This window comes from Chryseobacterium sp. R2ACT005 (assembly GCF_049949215.1).
Classification (GTDB): domain Bacteria; phylum Bacteroidota; class Bacteroidia; order Flavobacteriales; family Weeksellaceae; genus Chryseobacterium.
In genome coordinates this window covers 1,542,130-1,563,754 of the sequence record NZ_CP188192.1, presented here as the reverse complement: position 1 = coordinate 1,563,754, position 21,625 = coordinate 1,542,130, and the positions used below count along the sequence as shown (strand labels likewise).

The window sequence follows — 21,625 nt, the reverse complement described above, 5'->3', positions numbered from 1 at the left end:
GCATTTAAACATCTATTTATTATGAAAAAGTTATTATATATATTCCTCATTATTTCTTCAGGTCTACTTTGGGCTCAGAAAAACAGCAACGTACAATTTGCTGTTTACAATGATGCCATTGGAACTGCCAGCATGTTTGATCTTTACAAAAACAGTATTGAGAAAGTAAACGTTTATAAAACCAAGGCTGCCCTGCCTTCTCATTTAAAGAAATTTGATTATCTCGCTGGCAACGGCTTAATAGAGATTAAGTTTAAAAAAAATGAAGGTTATCCTGATAGTTTATCACTGGAAATGCTCAATGAGCAGAGCAATCTTCCAAAGGACAGACCTGTGTTTATTGAAGGATATCAGTTTAATGATACCACTACCCGGGTCTATAATGAAATGATTGGCAACATTGAACTGGCAGATTTTAACGGTCAAAAATGTATCCATATTTCCACCATAAAAAATTAATGACCTGCATTAACAGGATATTGATTAAAAAAACAGAGGCTATTTCATGAATGAGATAGTCTCTGTTTTTTCATTGAAGCTTTTAATTTTATTTTAAAAATCTGGATTTCTTGTGATAGAAAAATTCAGATATATGTAAGTATAGAATCTTATTTCTGATATTTCTAAAGGATAAACTTTAAGCGATTATGATATCTTTTTAAATAAACTGGTGTATTATTTTTAATACACAACACATTACACCAAAAAATGTTTCTTCCATTTGGCAACAGTATTCCGGCTCAATTTAAAATATCTTGCCAATTCAGAGTTACTCAATTTATTGTTTTTCTGATAATCAAGGATTTCAAGAATCGCCGATTGATCATAAGAACGATGTCTTTGATTATCAAACTGGGTCTTCTTATCAGCTTTAGGAAAAATAATATCATTGATGGTAATAACATCTTTTACCGAAAATCTACTTTTGGATAATATGGATTCACATTGTTCTTTTTTGGTGGGATGCTGCAATCGTAAGATATCTTCGTATATTCTTTTATAATCAGGTGATTCACTTTTTTGCATAAATTCTTTATATGTTTTAATCAAATAATACCCCGAAAGGAGGCCGAAGCGTGGCTGATCTCCGGCCAATAATAACTAAACTCTTAGCCACAAAGAATAATTTATCTTTGAAAAGTTCACTTACAACAATTTATCTTTTCTTGGAATACAAATTTGATTAATCCTCATTGTTTTTCCAAAAAAACACCTATCACATAAGTGTTACAATACATTGAAATACCAAATTATAAATAGTAAAATAGCGATGTGATATAATAAGCTTCTATTTAATTTTTTTCATCCACAGATAAATATCCTCATCCGATGGAATCCCTAATCTTTTACGCAAACGGTTTTTTCTGGTCTGTACAGATTGGGGCTGAACAAAAGTATAGGCTGCGATATCCTTGGTAGAAAAATTAAGAAATAACAGAGCACAAAATTTTAATTCTGTACTTTGCAGTTCTGGTTCTATTTTCAATAACTTTGATATAAACTCAGGATATACTTCCTGAAATCGGGCAAGAAATTCCGGGTCATTATTTTTAGCCAACTGGGAGACTTCCTCAAATGCAAAATTCAATTTTTGATTAAGTTCCTGAGTTTCCTTTTCTTTTATATTTAGCACTCTATTTTTCTTTTTCATCCTGTTATGTACAAAAAAGATGATAATAATTGCACCCACAAATCCTATAAGTATAACGTATAATAAAATGTGGGTTCGGTGCTCCAAAGGCTTCTTTTTTTCTTCTACAAGAAGACCTACTGTATCTTCCAGATTCTCTTCATCTATCCTCTTTAAGCTATCATTAAGACTATTATATTTGAGCTCATATCTCTTTCCATTATCTATCTGACCGGTTTTTTCGTATGACTTGGCTATTAAATGGTATAACTCTGATAATTTTTTTAAATTCTTTGCTTTTGTGGCAAGCTTTATTGCTTTTTCATAATCTACAATTGCGGAATCATATTGCTTTCTCACGTCATGAATTTGTCCAAAAAGCTTCAATGTTGCAAAATCATTATTCCCCCAATCAACAGGCACAGAGCGAGCTAAATTCATATAAAACTCTGCAGAATCAATTTTATTTTCATTCAGCTTTGCTTCAGATAAAAGCAGCAATGCTGCTTTTAAGCTTGTATTCATTCCGACGTCCATTTTTTTTGATTTCTTCAATTCATCAACAATCTTCTTTCCATAGTACGTAACAGAGTCATACTTTTTTTTCTCAAGATAATTTTTCCCAACCTGAACCAGAATCATTCCTTTTATGGCGTGTCTGGTAGAATCATTTTTTAAATCATTTGCCATCAACAAATTCTTTCTTAATTTTTTTAGTGCTTCATCATACATTTTAATTCCTCTGTAATTAATACTGTATAATATATTCATGGAAATTTCCTGATCTTCAGCATCCGAATTTTTAAATTCAGGTTCCATCATCTTTAAGAAGTAATTGCTTTTATTATACTTGTGCTGCATAGAAAAAGCAAGCGCTAAATTATAATAGGCAGACAATTTACCTTCTGCATAATTAATATGCTTAGCGTCATCCAGTATCGAAAGATTCAATGTAACCATTTCATCTGTCTGCCCTTCAATAAGAAGTGCATTAGATTTCTCCAGTCTCTTTTCAATAGTTCTTGTGGTAATTTTAGACTGTGCAAAAAGCAAAAATGGAAAAAACAAAAAGATAAATTTCATCATATAGTAAGCACGTGTAACAATTTATATACATAACAAATATAACAGTAAAATCAAATCAAATTAAAACCAAATAAATGATTTAATTATTAAAAAAATCAATAATAATAAGAAAATACAATATCCAATTAATCATTATACGAGAACTACTGCTATTTCAGGAGCAATTATAAAATATTTAAAGAAAAAAGGAATCAATATGAACATGACATAGGTATGACACAGATATGACATAAGAATTATTACTGTTTCTAGCTTATTTTTCAGGAATATAATTTTATCGTCACAAAAACCATCATAACATTATTAAAATTTCAAACATAATTACGAAGACAATAAATTATTGTACAAAGTAAGCATTTACCCCTCCATCCATATTTCAATAATCATTCAAGAGCCTTTTACTTAAAACCAAAATTAAACACACATTTTACATACAATGAGAGAGCGGATCATAAAACAGAAAATAATACATGATCAAAAATATCATCTGATTATCAGAAAGTTAACATCATGTCATAGCTATGTCATAGATAAAATTTTGCACCACATTAAGTCACGAATGTAATATTGCAACAACAAAATGTACCCTCTTGATTTACAGCACATGCAACTTATATATCTGTGAGTCTAAGTGAAAAAAAACAAAATAAAAAATCTTTACATCTATGAAAAAATTATTATTACCCGCTGTTCTCCTTACTTCATTGAATGTGTATTCACAGGTTGGGATGAATACTTCAACACCCAGCGCTACGCTTGATGTAATTAGTAAAGGGACCACAAGCACTACAAAAGCCTTAGAGATTAATGACAGCACCAATAAGGAGTTGCTTAGTGTATCTGATGATGGCTCTGTACGGCTGGAAAATTACAAGAATTTCAATTTATTGGGAACTGATGCTAATGGCAACCTGAAAGATGGAACAACACTAAGCATACCTTCTATCGTAGGAATTGCCACAGGAATTACCTCAACCAGTGATCTTCCTGCCAATACAGAGGCTAAGTACACTTTTACTACTGACAAAATCAATGCTGTAAACTTATCATACAGCTCAGGGAATTTTACAGTATTGAAAGCAGGATATTATGGTATTTTGCTTTACACAAAAAAAAATGTTGGTATGAACTTTCCTACAACTGGAGGAACAGTACAAACCTTTATAAAGAAAACTGCTTCTAGTACTACAACTGAACTTTCTGTAAATCAAAGTAGTTTGACTGACAATCTTACTTTCGAAGCAAATACTATAGGAGTAACTACATATTTTAATGTCGGTGAAATAATAAGTTGTAGAGGTAACTACACAAGACCTCACAGATTAACTACAGCTTCATTGAGTATTGTATATTATGGTACTTAATATCTATACTGAATAATAAAATATCTATTTTCAAATTATAAAAACCACTTTTGGTCTATCACAAAAGTGGTTTTATTCAATTTTTCTTCATTATGCTTTTTAAAGATATCCATATCGGTGAATTGATACAAAAACGGGTGAAAGAAACCGGCTTTTCTTCAGACAGACTCCTGAACTTTATGCAATGCAGCCATAAGGAACTTGCAGAGATGTACAAAAGCAAATCTCTGGATGCAGAGATTCTTCTTAAATGGAGCAAGCTTTTAACTTATGATTTTTTCAGGATCTATTCTCAACATCTTTTGCTGTATTCACCTCCTTTGTCATCAGATTATTATCAAAAATTAAAACAAAAAAAAACACAGCTTCCAGAGTTCAGGAAAAATATTTATACCGTTGAAATAATTGATTTTATTCTAAATCTTTTAAAAACAAATGAGAAAACCAAACAACAGATAATAGAAGATTACAGAATCCCCAAAACCACTTTATACAAATGGATAAAAAAATACTGATTGAGCTTTGAACTCCTATAAATCAAGATTTTTAGTTGCTGCATACATTCCAATATCCCTCTATTGAATGTATGCTTTCCTTTTAATTTTTTATAAACTTACGATTCTATAACACAAATGAAAAGTGTATCACTGCAGGATTTCGGTCCTGCAGCATGATACGAAGATGTATCAAAATAACGGTCAAAAAAATAAGGATTGGTTTGTCTCCAAAACAAAGTAATAATGATTGAATTCTATGAATATAGTTTAGTATTACATTTCTATTTTTTATCCCCAACCTTTTTTTAAGAATTTATTCATTAATTCTCAGGGGAATTTTATTTTTGGTTGGGGAATTTTATTTTAAATACAAAAACCTCTGAAACAGAGGTTTTTTATGATCATAAACTTACGAGCTTATCCAAGCTTTTCATATTAATCCAGCTTATCAGCCAATAGGAAGTCCACAGGCATTCAGAGTGCAGATCATTACCAGTATAATACTGGATAATTTCATAGTTTTCATCATTCCATCTTATTGATTAGCTCCTCCATTCACCAGTAAATGCTGTCCGTTCACAAATGAAGAAAGATCACTTGCAAAAAATTCCGCAATATTGGCTACATCTTCCACTTCTGCCAATCTCCCCATCGGACAACTTTCAATCAATGATTTTCTCAGTTCAGGATAGCTTCTTTCTTCTGCAAAAATTCCTGAATGGTCTACAGCGAAAGGAATAATGGTATTCACCGTTACCCCACGATGTCCTATTTCTTTTGAAAGTACATCCACAAGATATCTGGGGGTTGTTTTACTTCCACCATATACTGCCATACCCTGCACAGGAAAAGCTGTAGTAGACGATGCCACATAGATAATCCGTCCGTTGTTCTCTACATTCAGAGCGGCTTGCTGCATGGTGAAATAAGCTCCTTTGGTATTAATTGAAAACAGTCTGTCAAACTGCTCTTCAGTAAACGCTGTTACAGGAGTTTCTACCATTTCAATACCGGCATTGGCAACCACGATGTCTATTTTCCCGAATGCTTTTCTGGCTTCCTCAAAAAGATACGTAATTTCAGTCACTTTACTTACATCTGCCTGCACAGAAATCACATTGCTTCCCATTGCTTTGATGGTGCTTTCCACCTCATCTGCAGAAGCTTTATCCCGTGAATAGTTTAATACGATATCAGCGCCCAAAGCAGCATAACGTTCTGCGATAGCTTTTCCTAAACCTCTTCCTGAGCCTGTAATAATGGCTACTTTATTTTGTAATGAATTCATTATTTTTGATTTTTTAATTTGAATAATAATTGTGTTTAAAAATAAATTTTATTGAGTGGATGATTCCGATACCTGTTTTTCATGGATGGTTTCAACGACCTTGTTATTCAGCCAGGCAAAGAAAAATCCAGCAATGATGGGTATCAGTAATTTTAATATCGGGAGCGGTTCCAATGGCGGGTGAACTCCAAACAAAATAATCAATCCTAAAAACCATGCGGGTATGTTATTCAGCTTTTGGGTTCCTGCGAAATACGCTAATGATCCTATGTAAAAAAATACAGACACCGGAAATCCAAATGCCCCGATAAATTGTCCCAAAAATCCGGCTGTCAACTGAATCAGTACCGCCATTCCCATTCCCAGAATAATCTGTAAAAATGCCCATAGAGAACTGTGCCACTTTTTACCGAAAATATAGAAACTCACCCAGGCTATGAACATCACCCACGTAGGCCATTGCTGTGAAAAAGAAACAGTGACGGCTATGGCCCCGAAAAGGCCGAATGCGGCTGCAATTGGTAAAGTTTTCATACTATATGATTATGCCATAGCACCGTTTACCCCAATGGTTTGTCCGCTGATCCATTTCGCATCATCTCCGGCAAGAAAAACCACAATTTTCGCAATATCCCCAGGTTCTCCCAAGCGGTTAAATGCATTTAAAGAAGCCAGCCTGTCTATCACTTCCTGTGATTTACCGGTAGTAAAAAGTTCCGTATTGGTAGGTCCCGGAAGAATTGCATTTACATTGATTCCTCTGTTGCCAACTTCTTTTGCAAATACACGGGTCAATTGTTCTACAGCAGCTTTTGTTGCTACATAAGTGCCATAAGAAGGCATCATCAGTCTTGTAGTAGAAGATGAAAAATTAATGATACTTCCATTGTCGGTCAGCCTGGTAGCTGCCTCTCTTAAGGTATTGAATGTCCCTTTTACATTAATATCGAACTGACGTGTAAAGTCCTCATCAGTAGTGTCTTTGATCAGTTTGGTAATCATAACACCGGCATTGTTTACAAGAACATCCAGTTTTCCATAATGGCCGACAGCCTGATCAAACAATTGTTTTACAGCCTCAGGACTGCTTACATCCGCCTGTATGGCAATGGCCTCACCCCCATTGGATTCTATTAAGGCTACAACATCTTCTGCAGCCTCTTTTCCACCTGCATAATTGACGATAACTTTTGCTCCTGCTGACGCAAGCTGTTGAGCTATTTCAGCTCCGATTCCTCTTGACGCTCCGGTCACAAGGATCACTTTGTTGTTTAATGTACTCATATTACTTTGTTTTTATCAATGTTAATTTGATAGGACAAAGTTGGTACATTACGCTCATCAAGGACGTACAAGAATTATAGCAGATGTTGCAAATATCTAAGATTGGCTTCCAAAATACTGTTTTCTGTATTCTGCGGGGCTTATTGAAGTGTGTTTTTTGAAATAATTGCTGAAATGAGGAGTTTCAAGAAAGCCTAATCTTGCTGCAATCTCTTTAATACTGAGTTTTTCATTCTGAAGCATGACTTTGGCCTCAGTTGTCGTTTTATCGGCAATCCATGAGCTGATTGTTTTTCCCGTTTTACTACTGATAACACTGGAAAGATAATTGACATGCAGGGCCTGCAGGTAGGCATAGTCCTGAACTCTTAACTGAGCATTTGTTTTTCCGCTGATCAGATCTCTGAAATGCCGTTCTACATTCAGTTTGAAAGTTTTAACAATCTGTGAACTGCGATTCCCTTCATAAATAGGGTCATAATCCTGAAAAAAATATTCTTTGATCTTTAACAGTAATGCAATCACTAGAGCTCCGATAATCTTATTTTTATATAAAGAATGTCCTTTATACTCTTTGTGTATCAATCTATATAGCTCTTCTATCTGGCCGAATTGCTGCTGTGACAAAATCCGGGGAGCAATAACTTCTGACAAAAGAAAAGAAAAATCCCGATAGACATCATCATGTACATATTCTTTCAAAAAGCCTTCTCCAAAAGTGATAAGACATGTATGCTTCAGTTTTTCCCATTCAAAAATCCTGTAATTTCCGGGGTTGGTAAAGTATACGGTATTTGAGGTCACTTCAAACCGCTGGTCATCTATCGTATAATGTCCGAATGCACTCTTTATAAATAAAAAACTGAAGTAGTTTGGTCGAAAAGGCTCAGAACGAAAGGGTAAATCTTTGAATGTTTCTTCTAAATAATGAATGGTAAAGCCAGATTCCACTTCCAGATAATCAACAGGAAGATCCAGCTGCTGATAGAGCTCACGGAGTGTCCGGACATTCAGTTTATCGTTTGCCATTGCATTAATTTTAGGTAAATTTAAAAATTTAATCGAGCCTTTCTACATGAAATATTGTTTACTGTGAAAAATTTCTTAAAATAAAAAGAAGAAATACTTTCTCTTAAGGACTGGGAAACAAATCACAAAAGAAAACTTTTGTGGAAGGATTCATAATGGATCTGAAATTCTTTCAATGCTTCCTTGCTGAACAAGCATAAATAAAATACTGATTATCAATACTTTAAAACACATGCATTAAAAAAAATTAAGAAAAGTTTTGTTTTTATGACCAATCGGTCATATATTTGTATCATTATTTAAAGGTATCATGGCAAAAGGTGAAGAAACCAGACAGTTCATTATAGAAAAAGCAGCTCCTATTTTTAACACAAAAGGGATTGCAGCTACTTCTATGAGCGATATTATGGAAGCTACTAAATTGTCTAAAGGCAGTATGTATGTTCACTTTGAAAATAAGGATGTTCTTGCCTGTGCTGCCGTTGAGCATAACATGAAACTGTTAAGTGATAAACTCCAAAAAGTTTTGAGCCGGCATACAACTTCCGAAGAGCAATTATTAGCATATATTGATTTTTTTAGTGATCCCAATCACCCACCGGTTGTCGGAGGCTGTCCTTTATTAAATTTTGGAATGGAGGCTGATGACACTAATCCTGTGGTCAAAGAAAAGGTAAACCGTGCCATTAAACAGGGACAGGAATTACTTTCCGGTATTATTGAAAAGGGAATTGCTAATAAAGAGTTCAGAGCAGACTGGAATCCGGCTGATTTTGCAACAGTTCTTTTTGCCATGCTTGAAGGAGGTCATTTGATGTCAAGAATGTCTGGTAATAATGACAGAATGGAGATCATTGGCAGCAGCCTGAAAAAAATGATAGAAGAAAATAGAGTGTAATTTTTTTTATTAAAAATATGACCGATCGGTCATTTAAATTAAAAAGAAAACTTTAAAAAGTATAATCATAACAATTAATTAAAAAACAAAACAATGTCAAAAACAGTTTTAATTACAGGGGCGTCAAAAGGTTTCGGAAAAGCATGGGCAGAAGCTTTTTTAGCAAAAGGATACAATGTAGCGGCAACAGCCAGAAATGTAGAAACACTTAATGATTTAAAAGAAAAATATGGAGATTCTGTATTGCCTTTAACCTTAGATGTAGACAAACGGGAAGAATCTTTGGCTGTGGCTCAAAAGGTACAACAGCACTTTGGCAGCATTGATATCCTGATCAATAATGCGGGGTATGCATTAACGGGTGCTATTGAAGAAACGAATGAACAGGAAGCCAGAGCACAGTTTGAAACCAATTTCTTTGGAACTCTGTGGCTTACGCAGGCTGTACTTCCTATTATGAGAGATCAGAAAAGCGGCCATATCATTCAGGTATCTTCTATTCTGGGATTGGCAACTTTACCAACAATGGGACTTTATAATGCTTCTAAATTTGCATTGGAAGGGTTAAGTGAAACTCTAGCTACAGAGGTAAAAGAATTCGGTATTCATGTTACTTTGGTAGAACCTAACGGCTATGCTTCCAATATCTGGCATACAGGAATTAATACCCAAAGCAACCCCGTTTATGATGGTCTTAAAAAAGTCTTTTCGGAAGCTGAGAACTCTTTCGGAAATGTAGAAGCCACAGCACCGGCATTGATAAAATTAGCCGAAACTGAAAATCCTCCATTGCGTTTATTGCTTGGGAAAGTCGCTCTTCCTTTTGTAAAACAAAATTATGAACAGCGATTAAAAGTCTGGGAAGAATGGAATGAAGTATCCGTAGAAGCTCACGGATAATTTTTCAGAAAATACAATCATAAAATAAGCTCCGTTTTTGTATAAAACGGAGCTTATTTTTTATCTTTTAAAAAAGGAATCTGTTATTTTCTTAACTCACAGATCTCTTTTACTAATTTAGGATACATCTTATGAAGATCAGTGCCTCCTTTTGGCTTACGCTTCATCTGGCGGTTCATACCGTCATAATGATTATTCGGATACTGCTCGTGCACCGCATCTCTTATTTCTGACTCATCCTCATTGTCATGATTTTCGGAATAGGCTTCATCTGATACATACAGAAGTCCTTCTCCCCAGCAATCACCAATATTAAAGCTATATTTTCCACTTACAAATGACTGGATATCCTGCGTAATATCTTCAAAAAAATCTTTTCCTTTAAGGATCAGCCAGCATCGGAAATAAATAAATCCGTCATCAGAAAGGAAGCCATCAAAAACATATGTCCCTTTTTCTGATCTGAAATCACCTTCAAGGATAAAGGAAAGTTCAGCAATTTCGGCAGTATACAGTTCACTCAATTTTTCCTGAAGGGTTTTTTCAAAAAGAATAAGTCTTTCTTTCCCAAATTTGGCAAGATAAGCCGTTAGATTTTCCAGGTGTTCATCAATATCATATTCACTCCAATGGGCTTTTTTATATGTATTAGATTTTTCGATAGCTTCCCAGAAATAAATATCTGCTTTTTCATTTTCTGAAAGCTCTTTTTTCTGGGGTATTTCTTCGTTCTCCTGAATTTCAGTATATCCTTTTTTTATCTTTTGGCTGATGAGTTTCTCAGATTCCCGGATGCACTCCTTTTCGTCAGCAAATTCTTTAATAGTTTCACGTCCTTTGGTTCCGGTTTTCCCGAATGCAATTTTTTGTATAGTTCCTGAATAGTCAATATTCCAGAATTTATCAGAAAGTTCTTCCTGATTGATAAAATTTCGTTTCATAGAAGTTTATATAATGTGATAGGCCGAAAACCGTGTTTTCAGAAAAGCGAAACTACAAAAAAAATGAAGAACCAGGTGCCTTCTCCAACACGTCTTTTCACCAGATCAATCCTTATACTATTTCCTATTTACCACCTGTAGTGTCTATTTCGATACGAAATATGACTACTTGAGTACATTACCCGTTTCCCTAGCGATTCTCAGAGCATAATTTTGTCTCATCAAAAAAGAAAAAGAAAAAGAAAAACAAATCTAAATCTAAATACAACAAAACAATGAAAACAACAATTTCAAACATCCTGTTAGCAGCAACTTTTATTTTAAGTACTCCTGCAATATTCAAAGCGCAAGCTAATAACACCCATACGGCTTCGTCAAAATCTGACATCAGTATCCGTCCTTTTCATATCAATATTCCACAATCTCAACTGGATGAACTCAAAAGAAGAATCTCGGAAACCCGTTTTCCTGATAAAGAGACAGTAAAAGATGCTTCTCAGGGAATTCAGCTCGCTCAGTTAAAAGAACTGATCACCTATTGGGGTAATGGTTATGACTGGAGAAAAGTAGAAAATAAGCTGAATGCGCTTCCACAATTTGTAACAAAGATTGACGGACTTGATATTCAGTTCATTCATGTACGTTCAAAAGAGTCTAATGCGATGCCTGTGATTCTTACTCATGGCTGGCCGGGTTCTCCACTGGAATTTATTGATGCCATAGGCCCTTTGACTGATCCCGTGAAATATGGAGGTAAAGCAAGTGATGCATTTGATGTGATCATCCCAGCTATTCCGGGATATGGCTTTTCAGAAATACCTACTGAATTGGGCTGGAATCCAGATCGTGTTGCCCGCGCCTGGGATGTTCTCATGAAAAGACTTGGTTACAAAAACTATGTTTCTGAGGGTGGCGACCACGGTTCTGTAGTATCTGATGCTTTGGCAAAACAGGCTCCTTCCGGTCTTTTGGGGATTCACCTTACCATGCCGGCCACTATTCCTGCTGAGCTTGTAAAACCCATCAATGCAGGCGATCCTGTGCCTGCCGGACTTTCCGCTTCAGAAGCACAGGCTTACAATGCAATGAGTACTTTCTTTGGAAGAAATGCAGCCTATGGAGGAATGATGGTAACACGTCCACAGACAACAGGGTATTTACTTTCTGATTCCCCAAGTGCTTTAGCCGCATTCCTTTACGAGAAAATCGCTGAATGGAGCGAAAGCGACCTCCACCCTGAAAATGTAATCGGCCGTGATGCGATTCTTGATGATATTACGCTTTACTGGCTTACCAATACAGGAGCATCTTCTTCGCGTTTCTATTGGGAGAACAATAAAAATAACTTCAGCGCTGATGCACAGAAAACAAAAGACATTAAAGTTCCTGTAGCCATTTCGGTATTTCCTCACGAGATTTACCAGGCTCCGGAAAGTTGGTCAAAACGTGCCTATCCTACTTTATATTATTATCATAAAGCTCCAAAAGGAGGACATTTTGCCGCCTGGGAACAGCCACAAGTCTTCACAGAAGAACTTAGAGCCGCTTTCAAAGATTTAAGAAAAAAACTTTAATAAGAGATCAATCAACAATATTTTTCAATCTAAATAACAAAAATATGGAATTAAATACCATTCAGGAAGTAGAAAATACAACAGTAGTTAACATCAGTAAAGTGTTGTATTCAGGTAACGTTGTAGTAACCGGAGGACGCAACGGGGAAGCTAAAAGCAGTGACGGAAAACTGGACATTGAACTGACCTCTCCAGGGGCAAAAGGAAACGGAACCAATCCGGAACAGTTATTAGCTGCAGGATGGTCCGCTTGTTTTATCGGAGCTATGCATTTGGGTGCTGTTAAGATGGGAGTTAATCTTCCTACGGACCTGTCTGTCAATACCTCAATAGATCTGGCATCCAATAATGACGGATTTTTTCTACAGGCTCATTTACAGATTATTTTACCGGGTCTTCCTATAGATGAAGCCAGAAAAGTTGTGGAAACGGCACATGCGACATGTCCTTATTCAAAAGCAACCCGTGGAAATATCAATGTAAAGATAGATGTTGTGGTGTAGTTATCAGCATGTCATAAGAACATTCTGATTGAAAATCTTCCTTGTTTTTTTGGCAAGGAAGGTTTTGTTTTTAAAAAAAGTAAAATATTCAAAACACAAATCAGATGCTTTCGGGCAGCAAACGTTGAGACCTTCTGTACATTTTAAAAAAAAACAGAAAAAAAATAATTCAAAATAATGGGACTTTGAATCTTTTTTCAATACATTTGTGGCTTGATTATCTCATTAATTTGAGTTTCATGGTTATTAGTTTTTATCCCCAGGATTACTGGGGATTTTTTATTTCAACCAATACCTGCCCAATTCTGCTCCATCAGTACTTCAAAAGTATTATTAAAGAAAGGAGGGAAGTAAATTCCATGAACCCCATACAATTTGACAGAATATAAAAAATCCATTTCCGGAAAATTCCGGAAATGGACACCACTTTATCATCATCCAAATCACAACTAAACTATGAACAAGGAAGCAATAGTCTGTGCATCGCTGCCACTTAATATTTCATCGTAAGCTGCAGAACCTGCTGCCGCTCCAAATAAAGTTCCTGTATTATAGCCCTCCTGGTTTACATTGTCTTCTCCGGCATACACAGGATTGGTTGCGGACGGCATATTTCCCCCGTCAGCAAGCTCAATCCATCCTTTATTAGCTCTCATTCTTCTTACCTGTGAAGCATGTCTGGATTCAACAGAGTGAATCTGTAATGCAGCCTGAAGCACAACTTTATTGGACATTACGTTTCCCGCCTGTCCTTTATAAGCTCTTACTCCGGTATCTTCAAAAGCCTGGGCGAGAATAAGAAACTGATTATAATCTGTAAAAGGCGAAAAATTTCCGCTGGCTGTAAAGTCAAAGGTTGGTTTATTTCCCGGTGTTGTTCCAAGAGAAGTGAGTGTACTTTTCAGAAAGCTGACATGGGCTGATTCATGTTTTGAAATCTGCATAAAAACAGTTCTGTCTCCAGTGGGGATCAATCCTGGTGTGGATAATCCTATACTGTAATATTCATTTTCAAGATATTCCAGAACCAATGCCAGTTGTAAGGCATCCGTCAGGGTACTTTTTAAAGCATAGCCTGTTAAATTTGTTTTTGTAGTTTCCGCTTTGGCGGAGGCAGCCATCAGCGTTCCTAATCCAAGCGGTACTGCAGCTGTAGCTGCTTTTTTTCCGAATAAAGACATATTCGTAATCGTTTCCAGTCTTGAAGCTTCCTTTGTGAAAAATTGATCATAAGAGAGCTTATCCAGTAATTTAAGAATATTCATAATGTAATTTTTAAAGGTGAATGATTAGTTAATGCCTCTTTCTTTCCAGGTAAAAGGTGTTTTGATAAACGCTCCGGCAGCCATTACGATATCTTTGGGCTCTTTTGCAAGATCAAGTCCGTTCGCATCTATCACATCATCTCCCGAAAAATCAGCAGTTCCCGGATTAATTAAATTTCTGATGGCGGAAGCATGCCTGGCCTCTACCGAAACTATTTTGCCGGCAATCACCAGATAAGCAGGATTGGAAATATATTTCCCTGTCCCGTTGTAGGCTGCTACTCCTGTATCTTCCAAAGCTTTTGCTGTGGCTAATACGGAATTACGATCATTAAAATTCACATTCGGATACTGGAATTCCAGTTTGGGTAGCACATGGTCTGTAGCACCGCTGATGGCTGCTTTAAAGAAATCCCGGTGAATCACTTCATGATGATAAAGGTCTGTGAAAACTTCTTTCTCAATACTTGAAATTCCCGTATAAAAATTATTCACCACTTTCGTATAAAAATCTGCCTCCAGCTGCTCGAGTGCATAGGCATAGTTTAATACACCTACATCTCCTGTCCCCAGATCATATTTAGGTTCATCTATGATCTGAAAATCATCATTGTCATCACATCCTATGAAGGTAAGACCTGCGATGGCTAATCCTACTCCACTTAATTTTAAAAAGTTTCTTCTGCTTGTATCAAGGGTAGCTCCCTGATTAGAAACCTGAATTGTTTTTTTCATGCTATTATTTTTTTAGTGTTCGGATATATAAAAAAGAAAAACAGCATATTCCGGTATGCTGTTTTGTATCTTACATTATTAAGGCATTAGAACCGTATCAATTACATGGATCACCCCGTTAGACTGGTTCACATCTGCGATAGTCACTTTGGCACTGTTTCCTTTTGCATCCTTTATGTAAAGGTCTTTTCCTTTAGTCCAGAATGTAAGATCTTCTCCCTGTACAGTTTTCATCATACTTTTTCCATTTCCTGCTTTCACAGCAGCCCAGATTTCTTTTGCGCTGTATTTTCCAGAAAGAACATGATAGGTTAAGATACTTGCAAGCATTGCTTTATTTTCAGGCTTTACAAGACTTTCTACCGTTCCTTTCGGAAGTTTTGCAAACGCAGCATCTGTGGGAGCCAGTACGGTAAAAGGCCCTGCGCTCTGTAATGTTTCTACCAAACCGGCAGCTTTCACTGCAGCAACAAGGGTTTTGTGATCTTTGGAATTGACTGCGTTTTCAATAATATTTTTGGAGGGATACATAGGGGCTCCTCCTACCATTACTGTTTTTTCTTTCATCGTTTGTGCTGTTACCTTCCCGCCAAAAGCAAATGATAAAACGACCATTGCTAAAACTGTGATTTTTGACTGTGTGTTCATTGCGTTGATTTTTAATTAATTATATTTAATTGTGCTTTTAATGTCATTTACGAGGTCGGTTTCATTTCAGATTGAAAAAAAATGAAATTTATTACAACACATTGATTTACAGTAATTTATTTTTTATTAAAAAAAAGAAACAATCTTGAAAATGTAATCTCTCACATTAAATATTTTTCAATAATTTTCAAAAAATCATGTACGAAATAAAAGACGAATTGGATTTTATTGACTATATGTTTTATTTTATTACATTTGAATAGAAAAATAAAAGCTATTAAAACAACCTATTCGGAAGAAGAACTTATCGTTTTATTAAAAGAAAAAAACGAAACTGGTTTTCATTATCTGTATGACCACTATTCTGGTGCGCTGTACGGAATCATTCTCCGGATCGTTCAATCTAAAGAATATACTGAGGAAGTAATTCAGGATGTTTTTGTTAAAATATGGAACTCTATCCATCAGTATGACGCCTCCAAAGGGAGGTTTTATACCTGGATGATCAATATTGCAAGAAATACGGCTATTGATTATTTAAAGTCTAAAGGATTCCAGAATGAGCTTAAAAACCAACCACTTCCGGATTTCGTATATAATACTACAGAGCTTTCAACGGTCAACAATTCATCTGATTATATCGGGTTTAACAATGTGCTGGAAGGGCTGGAAACAGACAAGCAGGAACTCATAAATCTTGCTTATTATCAGGGATACACTCAACATGAAATATCCGAAAAGCTGAAGATACCGCTGGGAACAGTGAAAACGAAAATGCGTAATGCACTGATGAAATTAAAAGATTTGCTAAAAGATTATCAATAAATTGAACACAAAAGAATACATATCATCCGGAATTATAGAATCTTATATTCTTGGCCATACTTCTCCTGAGGAAGCAGGGATTTTGGAGTGTGTGATGAAAAATAATGCTGAAGTAAAGGCTGCTTTTGAAGAAGCCCAAAAAACTTTGGAACATCTTGCTACCGCTCAGGCTGTAACACCTCCAAGTGATTTGAAATCTAAAATCTGGAATAAAATTCAGCAGGAACAAACTGTTGAAGAAGTAACACCTGTTCTTTCAACAGATATTCCTGAGACCAAAGATCATAAAGAAATTCCGGAAAGAGTAAATATTCAGGGAAATACCCGCTGGAAAACCTATGCAATAGCAGCTTCTGCATTGTTCCTGATAAGTGTTGCCGGCAATTTATTCTGGATGAACAGCCAATCCTCCCATAAAAAGGAAATCGCTTTGCTGTCTGCAGAAAAACAAGCTCAGGATCTGGCAATGAAAAAAATGAACCGTAAGATTGATATGTTCTCCAATCCGGATATGCAGATGGTCATGCTGAAAGGGGTAGAAAAACATACGGATTCCAAAGCAATGGTTTTCTGGGATAAAAAAACAAAAGAAGTCTATCTGAATGCGGAAAAACTGCCTAAAGCTCCTACTGGAATGCAATATCAGCTTTGGGCCATCGAAGACGGACAACCTGTGAGTGCAGGAATGTACACCGAAGATAAAGACAGCAACATTGCACTGGCCAATATTTCCAATGCTCAGGCTTTTGCCATTACGCTCGAAAAAGAAGGCGGAAGTAAAGTGCCTACCATGGAGAATATGTTTGTAATGGGTGAAATTTAAAACACTCCTTTATCAATTCCCAAAGTTCACAAAATGAGGAACATCTGTTGCAAAATTATTCATTGGTAAAAGATTATTTCTGTTGCTGTTAAAATCAAAAACAGAGTTGTTATCAAACGGAACCCGCGGATAATACATGAAAGAAATCTGAATCCTGTTGAACACCAGATACGGATTATTAATTAAAACACCTATTCCGATTTTTGCATTAGCTTTGGTTTTCAATAGTTTATCATCAGGCATTCCCAGCCAGCCAACCGCGGTAGTTAAATAAGGACTGAAATGGAAATTCTTCCAGGTTTTGTTAATAAACAACTGGAGCTGATATCTTAAAACCAGTTTTTTAGTTCCGATATAATCTGAATTGTAAACAGGAAATTCATCTGCAGAAGAAAGGTTTATCCTGTCCTTGTATGAGTAATTATGCTGTGGATTTCCAAGGGCTAACGTTGGAGAAAAGAAATGTCTTGCTTTGGCAAATTTCCAATCCATAAGATTCGTAAAATAAGTTCCGTCTACACGGAAAGACTCCCTATTCTGACTGTCTTCATTAAAAAAACGTCCAAACTGAGCTTTGACAGTGAAATATCCTACCTTTATAAAACTACCGTAAGAAGCAGAGATTCCCACATAAGGGTTCACTTCTTTATTTCTTGATAAGCCTCCCGCAATAATGTTCACCGAATTACCGTACGCAACATCTTCCGGCAAATCATATTGAAAAATATTTCTCTGAACCGAAAAGTTTCTGTGGATAAACCCAACAGACATCAGAAAACTGTTGTATGAGCTAAAGTATTTATACTGGTCTATTCCCGGACTGTCTTTATACTGGTAATTCTGAAATCGTCCTATTATTGCAATATTGCTGGATACTTTTTCGTTTGGATCTGATGAAACGGGAATCTGATAACCACCCCATAAATCCTGGCTGTACACTTTGATCTGAACTTCCGGAAAAGCCGTATCCGTTTCTGTAGGAAGCAAAACATTCCTCTTAAAATATTCAAATGTAAAACCACCCGCCCATTTCGTCAAAGGCGAGAAAAAGTCTCTTCTTACATTGAAATTGATTCTTTCGTTTCTCAAAAAATCCCGTTCGCCAAGAAGCTGGGCATTGATATAAGTGCCTAAAAGGTTATAGGCTGTATAGCTTCCCAAAAGATAATCCTGCTTTTCTTTGGAATCATTTCTGTAAAGAAAATCAAGGGTGTGTCCTAATCCCAATACATTTTCTTCAGTAGCTCCCAGACCGAGTTTACTTCCTGAATAGCTGATCCTGGGTTTCAGACTCCAGGAATCCAGGACTTTTACCACTACATCAATAGAATCTTTACTGGATGTACTGTCGGAAACACTGATATTCACTCTGTTCACAAATGGCATTGCTCTGAGCAAACGCTCGGATTCATAGAGTTTCTGGGCGTTGTATTCTTCACCTTCTTCAAAAAGCAGATAATTATTTACGGTGGAGTTTTTTGTATTGGCATGAAGATGATCTGCCACCCAATCATACCATCTGGATCTTTCTTTAGTGTCCCTGGAACCATATCCAAATGGATCAATAGTCTCTATCCTGATTTTTCTGATGTATTTTTTGTTATAAGCCTCCTGCGACAGTTTTTCAGTCCTGGACTTAACGGAAGTTGAATCCGGCTCTCTACGAAATATAAAGCGGTGAATAAATTTGGTAACTTTTCTCTTATCTGAAAATTCTTCTATTTTGTAATACAGCGAATCTTTCTTCTCCTGTGCATTTAAAAAGAAAAAACCACCTAAAAAGAAAATTAAAATTGCAATCGTTCTAGTCATTAGTCATCAAAATTCAATACAGTTTGTAGTATCAATTTATACGCCAACAGGCTTTAAAATGGACAAGAATTAGAAAATTTTCCACTTAAAGTTTTATGTTTTATATTTTTATTTTTTAAATAATATAACGGTCAAAGAATGACCGCTTCTTCTTGTAACATCCTAAAAACAAATTGTTATGATAATTGATATTTTAGAATATACATTATTTTCAGTCTTTATTAGATGAAACCTGACAATACTATCAAATTCAGAGTAAAAGAAAACAACAGTAAAATAATCAGTTCTTTCGAAAAACGGCTCTCTTTTTTAAAAATATAATTGATCCAGAATGATAATCCTAGAAACACTAATCCTGCTGTTGTAAAAACAACAGTTCTCGTGATAAGAGCTGGAATAAATTCATTTTCTCTTATCTGATCCCAATTTTCTTTTGATCCTGTCCAAAATCGTGATATTCCTATTAAACTTAGAAAACCAATTGTATAAACTATAGTTTTCAACAATAAATAGATATTATTTTTATTTGTATACTCCATTCTTACATCATCGTAATAGTTTAGATTATAAAAAGGTTCCTTCTACAGCGTAAAAAAGAAATATACCTTTAAAATAATCACTAATAAGTGCCAGAACACAAATATAACGAAAAGCCCTCTCTAAGAGAAGGCTAAAGCCCAGATGTTTTATTTGTGTCCAGCATGTCAACTGAAAAGCTAACTTAAATCATAAAAGCAAGAGTATTTCAATGCATTTTTTTTGTTATTTTTACTCATTATAAATAAAAATAAGACATGAGAAAAATCGTACTCTCGGGAATCGCAGTTATAGGAGGGTTTCTAGCAGCAAATGCACAGTGTAAACCTGTATCTACTCTTGCAGAAAATTTTGATACCTGGAAAGATATCAATAAATGCTGGACTGCTCAACCAGGGAAAGCTATGCTGTATGCCAGTGATAAAAGAATTATTTTTTATTCAATGAGCAACCCAGGAGAAAATATGTATCTGGTAACTCCGGAAATGAAAGCCGGAACTTATACACTTTCACTTGACCTTTCGGATAACGGAGGCGAAACAACATTAGAACTTTTCTCTGTAAACAGCCCTTCTGATGCAAAATCCTATGTTTCAATCACTAAACCATCAAAGATAACAGGAGAGAAAAAAACATATACCATTTCTTTGAAAAAAGACTCCCATCTGGGGCTGAAAGTTTTACTGAATGGAGTACATCAGGCTGTTTATATGGATAATTTTTCTTTAACTCCAAAGAAATAGATCAAGAAACCCGCAATTAAATTTTTATATAATTGTTTTGTTTAAATTTTTGTTTTCCGCTCTACAAAACCTTCAGACTTCATACTAAATAGAGGATACAAAGGTTTATATGAACACAAATAAAAGGCTGTATCCTATATTTGACGATGCAAATATAGGATACAGCTTCTAAAAGTGATTACAAAAGTAAAATTCAAGCCTGTTATTGAATATGGGTGAACAGAATTGATCCTGCTCTCTGTGTTTTCATTAAGATTATTGTGTAATTATCCCATATTCTGGTTTAGGAAACTCACCAGGAGTTTTGTACCTGGTGGAATTGCCTTTATGATACCATGCTCCTAATCCTGAGATCATCAATGCCATATTATGTACAAACCGTACAACATTTTTTTGCTCAAGACCAAAATCAGGCAAATTATTCTGGAGTTCAACAAACTCCTGAACATATGAATCGTGGATATGCATTGCTTCAGTAATAGCTTCTTCCAATGAAACATGATACTGATTCTTTATCACCAATATAATGTTCAGAATTTCTGTATCAATTCCTAGGTCCTTCTCTATTGAAGCAAAATCATTCTGAATCGCCATTATTCTGCACATCAGCATTTTTAACCGTTTTATAATCGGATGTTCAGATATATACCCCGGAACAATATAATTAATGGAAGGTTCTACCGGATCTCCATAGGGGTACATAGAAATCGAATACTCACGGATAAGCAGGAGATTACTAAGGGTTGGGAATTCTCTTTTCAATTTATAAGATGTTTCTTCCATAATTCCATAGGTCGTATAATTATAAAAGTTTTTAGTCCAACGTATCAACCAATCATTATTAACGTAAGGAATAAATTCCTGCCTGCTTAGAGCCACTTGTTTTATAAGTCCGATATCATCCGCTTTAGGCTGTTCTCCCAGCATGACATCCATTATATGGTCTCTGATATCTGCAAATTGATCAACCGGACACAACTCATAATAATCATCAAACAGAGTCAGCCATACCATAAATCTTGCTATAGGTCTGATCTGTTCTTTGGTGCTAGCCGCCGGAAACATATAAGATGCGGCTTCCACGAGGCCGTGTTTCTTATATTTAGTTCTTGTGGCTTCGGACATAAACTGATAATCCGTATCAATCCAATTATTCTGTTCTTCATAGAATGATTGTGAAAACGGGCCTATTTCATAGGTCCAGGGATATTGTAAAACAGGAACATCTTGCTGTTTCATCTTT

The 21,625-nt window shown here is 35.6% G+C and carries 22 protein-coding genes; 10 read left to right on the top strand and 12 right to left on the bottom strand.

The annotated features are described in order from the left end of the window. Positions 1–21 precede the first annotated feature (21 nt). Entirely contained in the window at positions 22–459 is a 438-nt protein-coding gene (locus ACPF63_RS07160) for a hypothetical protein (protein WP_077416660.1), read from the top strand. Positions 460–696: 237 nt separating this feature from the next. On the opposite strand, the gene ACPF63_RS07155 is transcribed toward ACPF63_RS07160, so the two are convergent. Beyond that, positions 697–1,026 (bottom strand): transposase, encoded by a 330-nt coding sequence (locus ACPF63_RS07155; RefSeq protein ID WP_077418031.1) that lies wholly within the window; start codon positions 1,024–1,026, stop codon positions 697–699. A 262-nt stretch (positions 1,027–1,288) separates the two neighbouring features. Continuing rightward, the gene (locus ACPF63_RS07150; protein WP_426482535.1) at positions 1,289–2,716 is read right to left on the bottom strand and encodes a helix-turn-helix transcriptional regulator; all 1,428 of its coding nucleotides are present in this window, start codon (positions 2,714–2,716) and stop codon (positions 1,289–1,291) included. 665 nt (positions 2,717–3,381) lie between these two features. On the opposite strand from ACPF63_RS07150, the gene ACPF63_RS07145 reads away from it, so the two are divergent. After that, positions 3,382–4,080 carry a hypothetical protein gene (locus ACPF63_RS07145; protein WP_077416655.1) on the top strand — a complete coding sequence of 233 codons (699 nt, stop codon included), beginning with the start codon at positions 3,382–3,384 and terminating at the stop codon, positions 4,078–4,080. Positions 4,081–4,172: 92 nt separating this feature from the next. After that, positions 4,173–4,595, top strand: coding sequence for a transposase (locus ACPF63_RS07140; protein WP_077416653.1), 423 nt, complete (start codon positions 4,173–4,175; stop codon positions 4,593–4,595). Positions 4,596–5,112: 517 nt separating this feature from the next. Here ACPF63_RS07140 and ACPF63_RS07135 read toward each other — a convergent pair. The 4 genes from ACPF63_RS07135 to ACPF63_RS07120 all read right to left on the bottom strand — a co-directional run bounded on the left by ACPF63_RS07135 (position 5,113) and on the right by ACPF63_RS07120 (position 8,178). Beyond that, positions 5,113–5,865, bottom strand: a complete 753-nt coding sequence (locus ACPF63_RS07135) for an SDR family oxidoreductase (RefSeq protein WP_077416651.1) — start codon at positions 5,863–5,865, stop codon at positions 5,113–5,115. A gap of 48 nt (positions 5,866–5,913) precedes the next feature. Continuing rightward, positions 5,914–6,399, bottom strand: a complete 486-nt coding sequence (locus ACPF63_RS07130) for a DUF1097 domain-containing protein (protein ID WP_426482534.1) — start codon at positions 6,397–6,399, stop codon at positions 5,914–5,916. A 9-nt stretch (positions 6,400–6,408) separates the two neighbouring features. Continuing rightward, positions 6,409–7,149, bottom strand: a complete 741-nt coding sequence (locus ACPF63_RS07125) for an SDR family oxidoreductase (protein ID WP_426482533.1) — start codon at positions 7,147–7,149, stop codon at positions 6,409–6,411. Positions 7,150–7,245: 96 nt separating this feature from the next. Next, the gene (locus ACPF63_RS07120; protein WP_426482532.1) at positions 7,246–8,178 is read right to left on the bottom strand and encodes a helix-turn-helix domain-containing protein; all 933 of its coding nucleotides are present in this window, start codon (positions 8,176–8,178) and stop codon (positions 7,246–7,248) included. 310 nt (positions 8,179–8,488) lie between these two features. Between ACPF63_RS07120 and ACPF63_RS07115 the strand changes: the two genes are divergently transcribed. Then, positions 8,489–9,076: a TetR/AcrR family transcriptional regulator gene (locus tag ACPF63_RS07115; RefSeq protein WP_426482531.1), complete on the top strand. Its 588-nt coding sequence runs from the start codon at positions 8,489–8,491 to the stop codon at positions 9,074–9,076. 93 nt (positions 9,077–9,169) lie between these two features. Next, positions 9,170–9,976 carry an SDR family NAD(P)-dependent oxidoreductase gene (locus ACPF63_RS07110; protein ID WP_426482530.1) on the top strand — a complete coding sequence of 269 codons (807 nt, stop codon included), beginning with the start codon at positions 9,170–9,172 and terminating at the stop codon, positions 9,974–9,976. 83 nt (positions 9,977–10,059) lie between these two features. On the opposite strand, the gene ACPF63_RS07105 is transcribed toward ACPF63_RS07110, so the two are convergent. Further along, complete coding sequence (locus ACPF63_RS07105) at positions 10,060–10,917, bottom strand: DUF4240 domain-containing protein (RefSeq protein ID WP_426482529.1); 858 nt, start codon at positions 10,915–10,917, stop codon at positions 10,060–10,062. 275 nt (positions 10,918–11,192) lie between these two features. Between ACPF63_RS07105 and ACPF63_RS07100 the strand changes: the two genes are divergently transcribed. Then, complete coding sequence (locus ACPF63_RS07100) at positions 11,193–12,491, top strand: epoxide hydrolase family protein (protein WP_426482528.1); 1,299 nt, start codon at positions 11,193–11,195, stop codon at positions 12,489–12,491. A 44-nt stretch (positions 12,492–12,535) separates the two neighbouring features. After that, the gene (locus ACPF63_RS07095; protein WP_426482527.1) at positions 12,536–12,994 is read left to right on the top strand and encodes an organic hydroperoxide resistance protein; all 459 of its coding nucleotides are present in this window, start codon (positions 12,536–12,538) and stop codon (positions 12,992–12,994) included. A 449-nt stretch (positions 12,995–13,443) separates the two neighbouring features. Here the strand turns inward: ACPF63_RS07095 and ACPF63_RS07090 are convergent, their stop codons facing one another. The 3 genes from ACPF63_RS07090 to ACPF63_RS07080 all read right to left on the bottom strand — a co-directional run bounded on the left by ACPF63_RS07090 (position 13,444) and on the right by ACPF63_RS07080 (position 15,642). Continuing rightward, entirely contained in the window at positions 13,444–14,259 is an 816-nt protein-coding gene (locus ACPF63_RS07090; protein ID WP_426482526.1) for a ferritin-like domain-containing protein, read from the bottom strand. Positions 14,260–14,283: 24 nt separating this feature from the next. Then, a complete protein-coding gene (locus tag ACPF63_RS07085) occupies positions 14,284–14,994 on the bottom strand; it encodes a ferritin-like domain-containing protein (protein WP_426482525.1) in 711 nt (236 codons plus the stop codon). Between the two features lie 78 nt (positions 14,995–15,072). Further along, on the bottom strand, positions 15,073–15,642 hold the full coding sequence (locus ACPF63_RS07080; RefSeq protein WP_180563955.1) for a fasciclin domain-containing protein: 570 nt from the start codon (positions 15,640–15,642) through the stop codon (positions 15,073–15,075). Positions 15,643–15,897: 255 nt separating this feature from the next. Here ACPF63_RS07080 and ACPF63_RS07075 point away from each other — a divergent pair, with 255 nt between their 5' ends. Together ACPF63_RS07075 and ACPF63_RS07070 are read left to right on the top strand one after the other, a co-directional pair. Next, entirely contained in the window at positions 15,898–16,467 is a 570-nt protein-coding gene (locus ACPF63_RS07075; protein WP_228408798.1) for an RNA polymerase sigma factor, read from the top strand. 1 nt (position 16,468) lies between these two features. Further along, positions 16,469–17,290, top strand: a complete 822-nt coding sequence (locus ACPF63_RS07070; protein WP_180563956.1) for an anti-sigma factor — start codon at positions 16,469–16,471, stop codon at positions 17,288–17,290. Positions 17,291–17,302: 12 nt separating this feature from the next. Here the strand turns inward: ACPF63_RS07070 and ACPF63_RS07065 are convergent, their stop codons facing one another. Continuing rightward, a complete protein-coding gene (locus ACPF63_RS07065; RefSeq protein WP_180563957.1) occupies positions 17,303–19,102 on the bottom strand; it encodes a hypothetical protein in 1,800 nt (599 codons plus the stop codon). Between the two features lie 794 nt (positions 19,103–19,896). Here ACPF63_RS07065 and ACPF63_RS07060 point away from each other — a divergent pair. Then, a complete protein-coding gene (locus tag ACPF63_RS07060) occupies positions 19,897–20,382 on the top strand; it encodes a hypothetical protein (protein WP_077416604.1) in 486 nt (161 codons plus the stop codon). Between the two features lie 255 nt (positions 20,383–20,637). Here the strand turns inward: ACPF63_RS07060 and ACPF63_RS07055 are convergent, their stop codons facing one another. Then, complete coding sequence (locus tag ACPF63_RS07055; protein ID WP_426482524.1) at positions 20,638–21,621, bottom strand: terpene synthase family protein; 984 nt, start codon at positions 21,619–21,621, stop codon at positions 20,638–20,640. Positions 21,622–21,625: the final 4 nt, after the last annotated feature.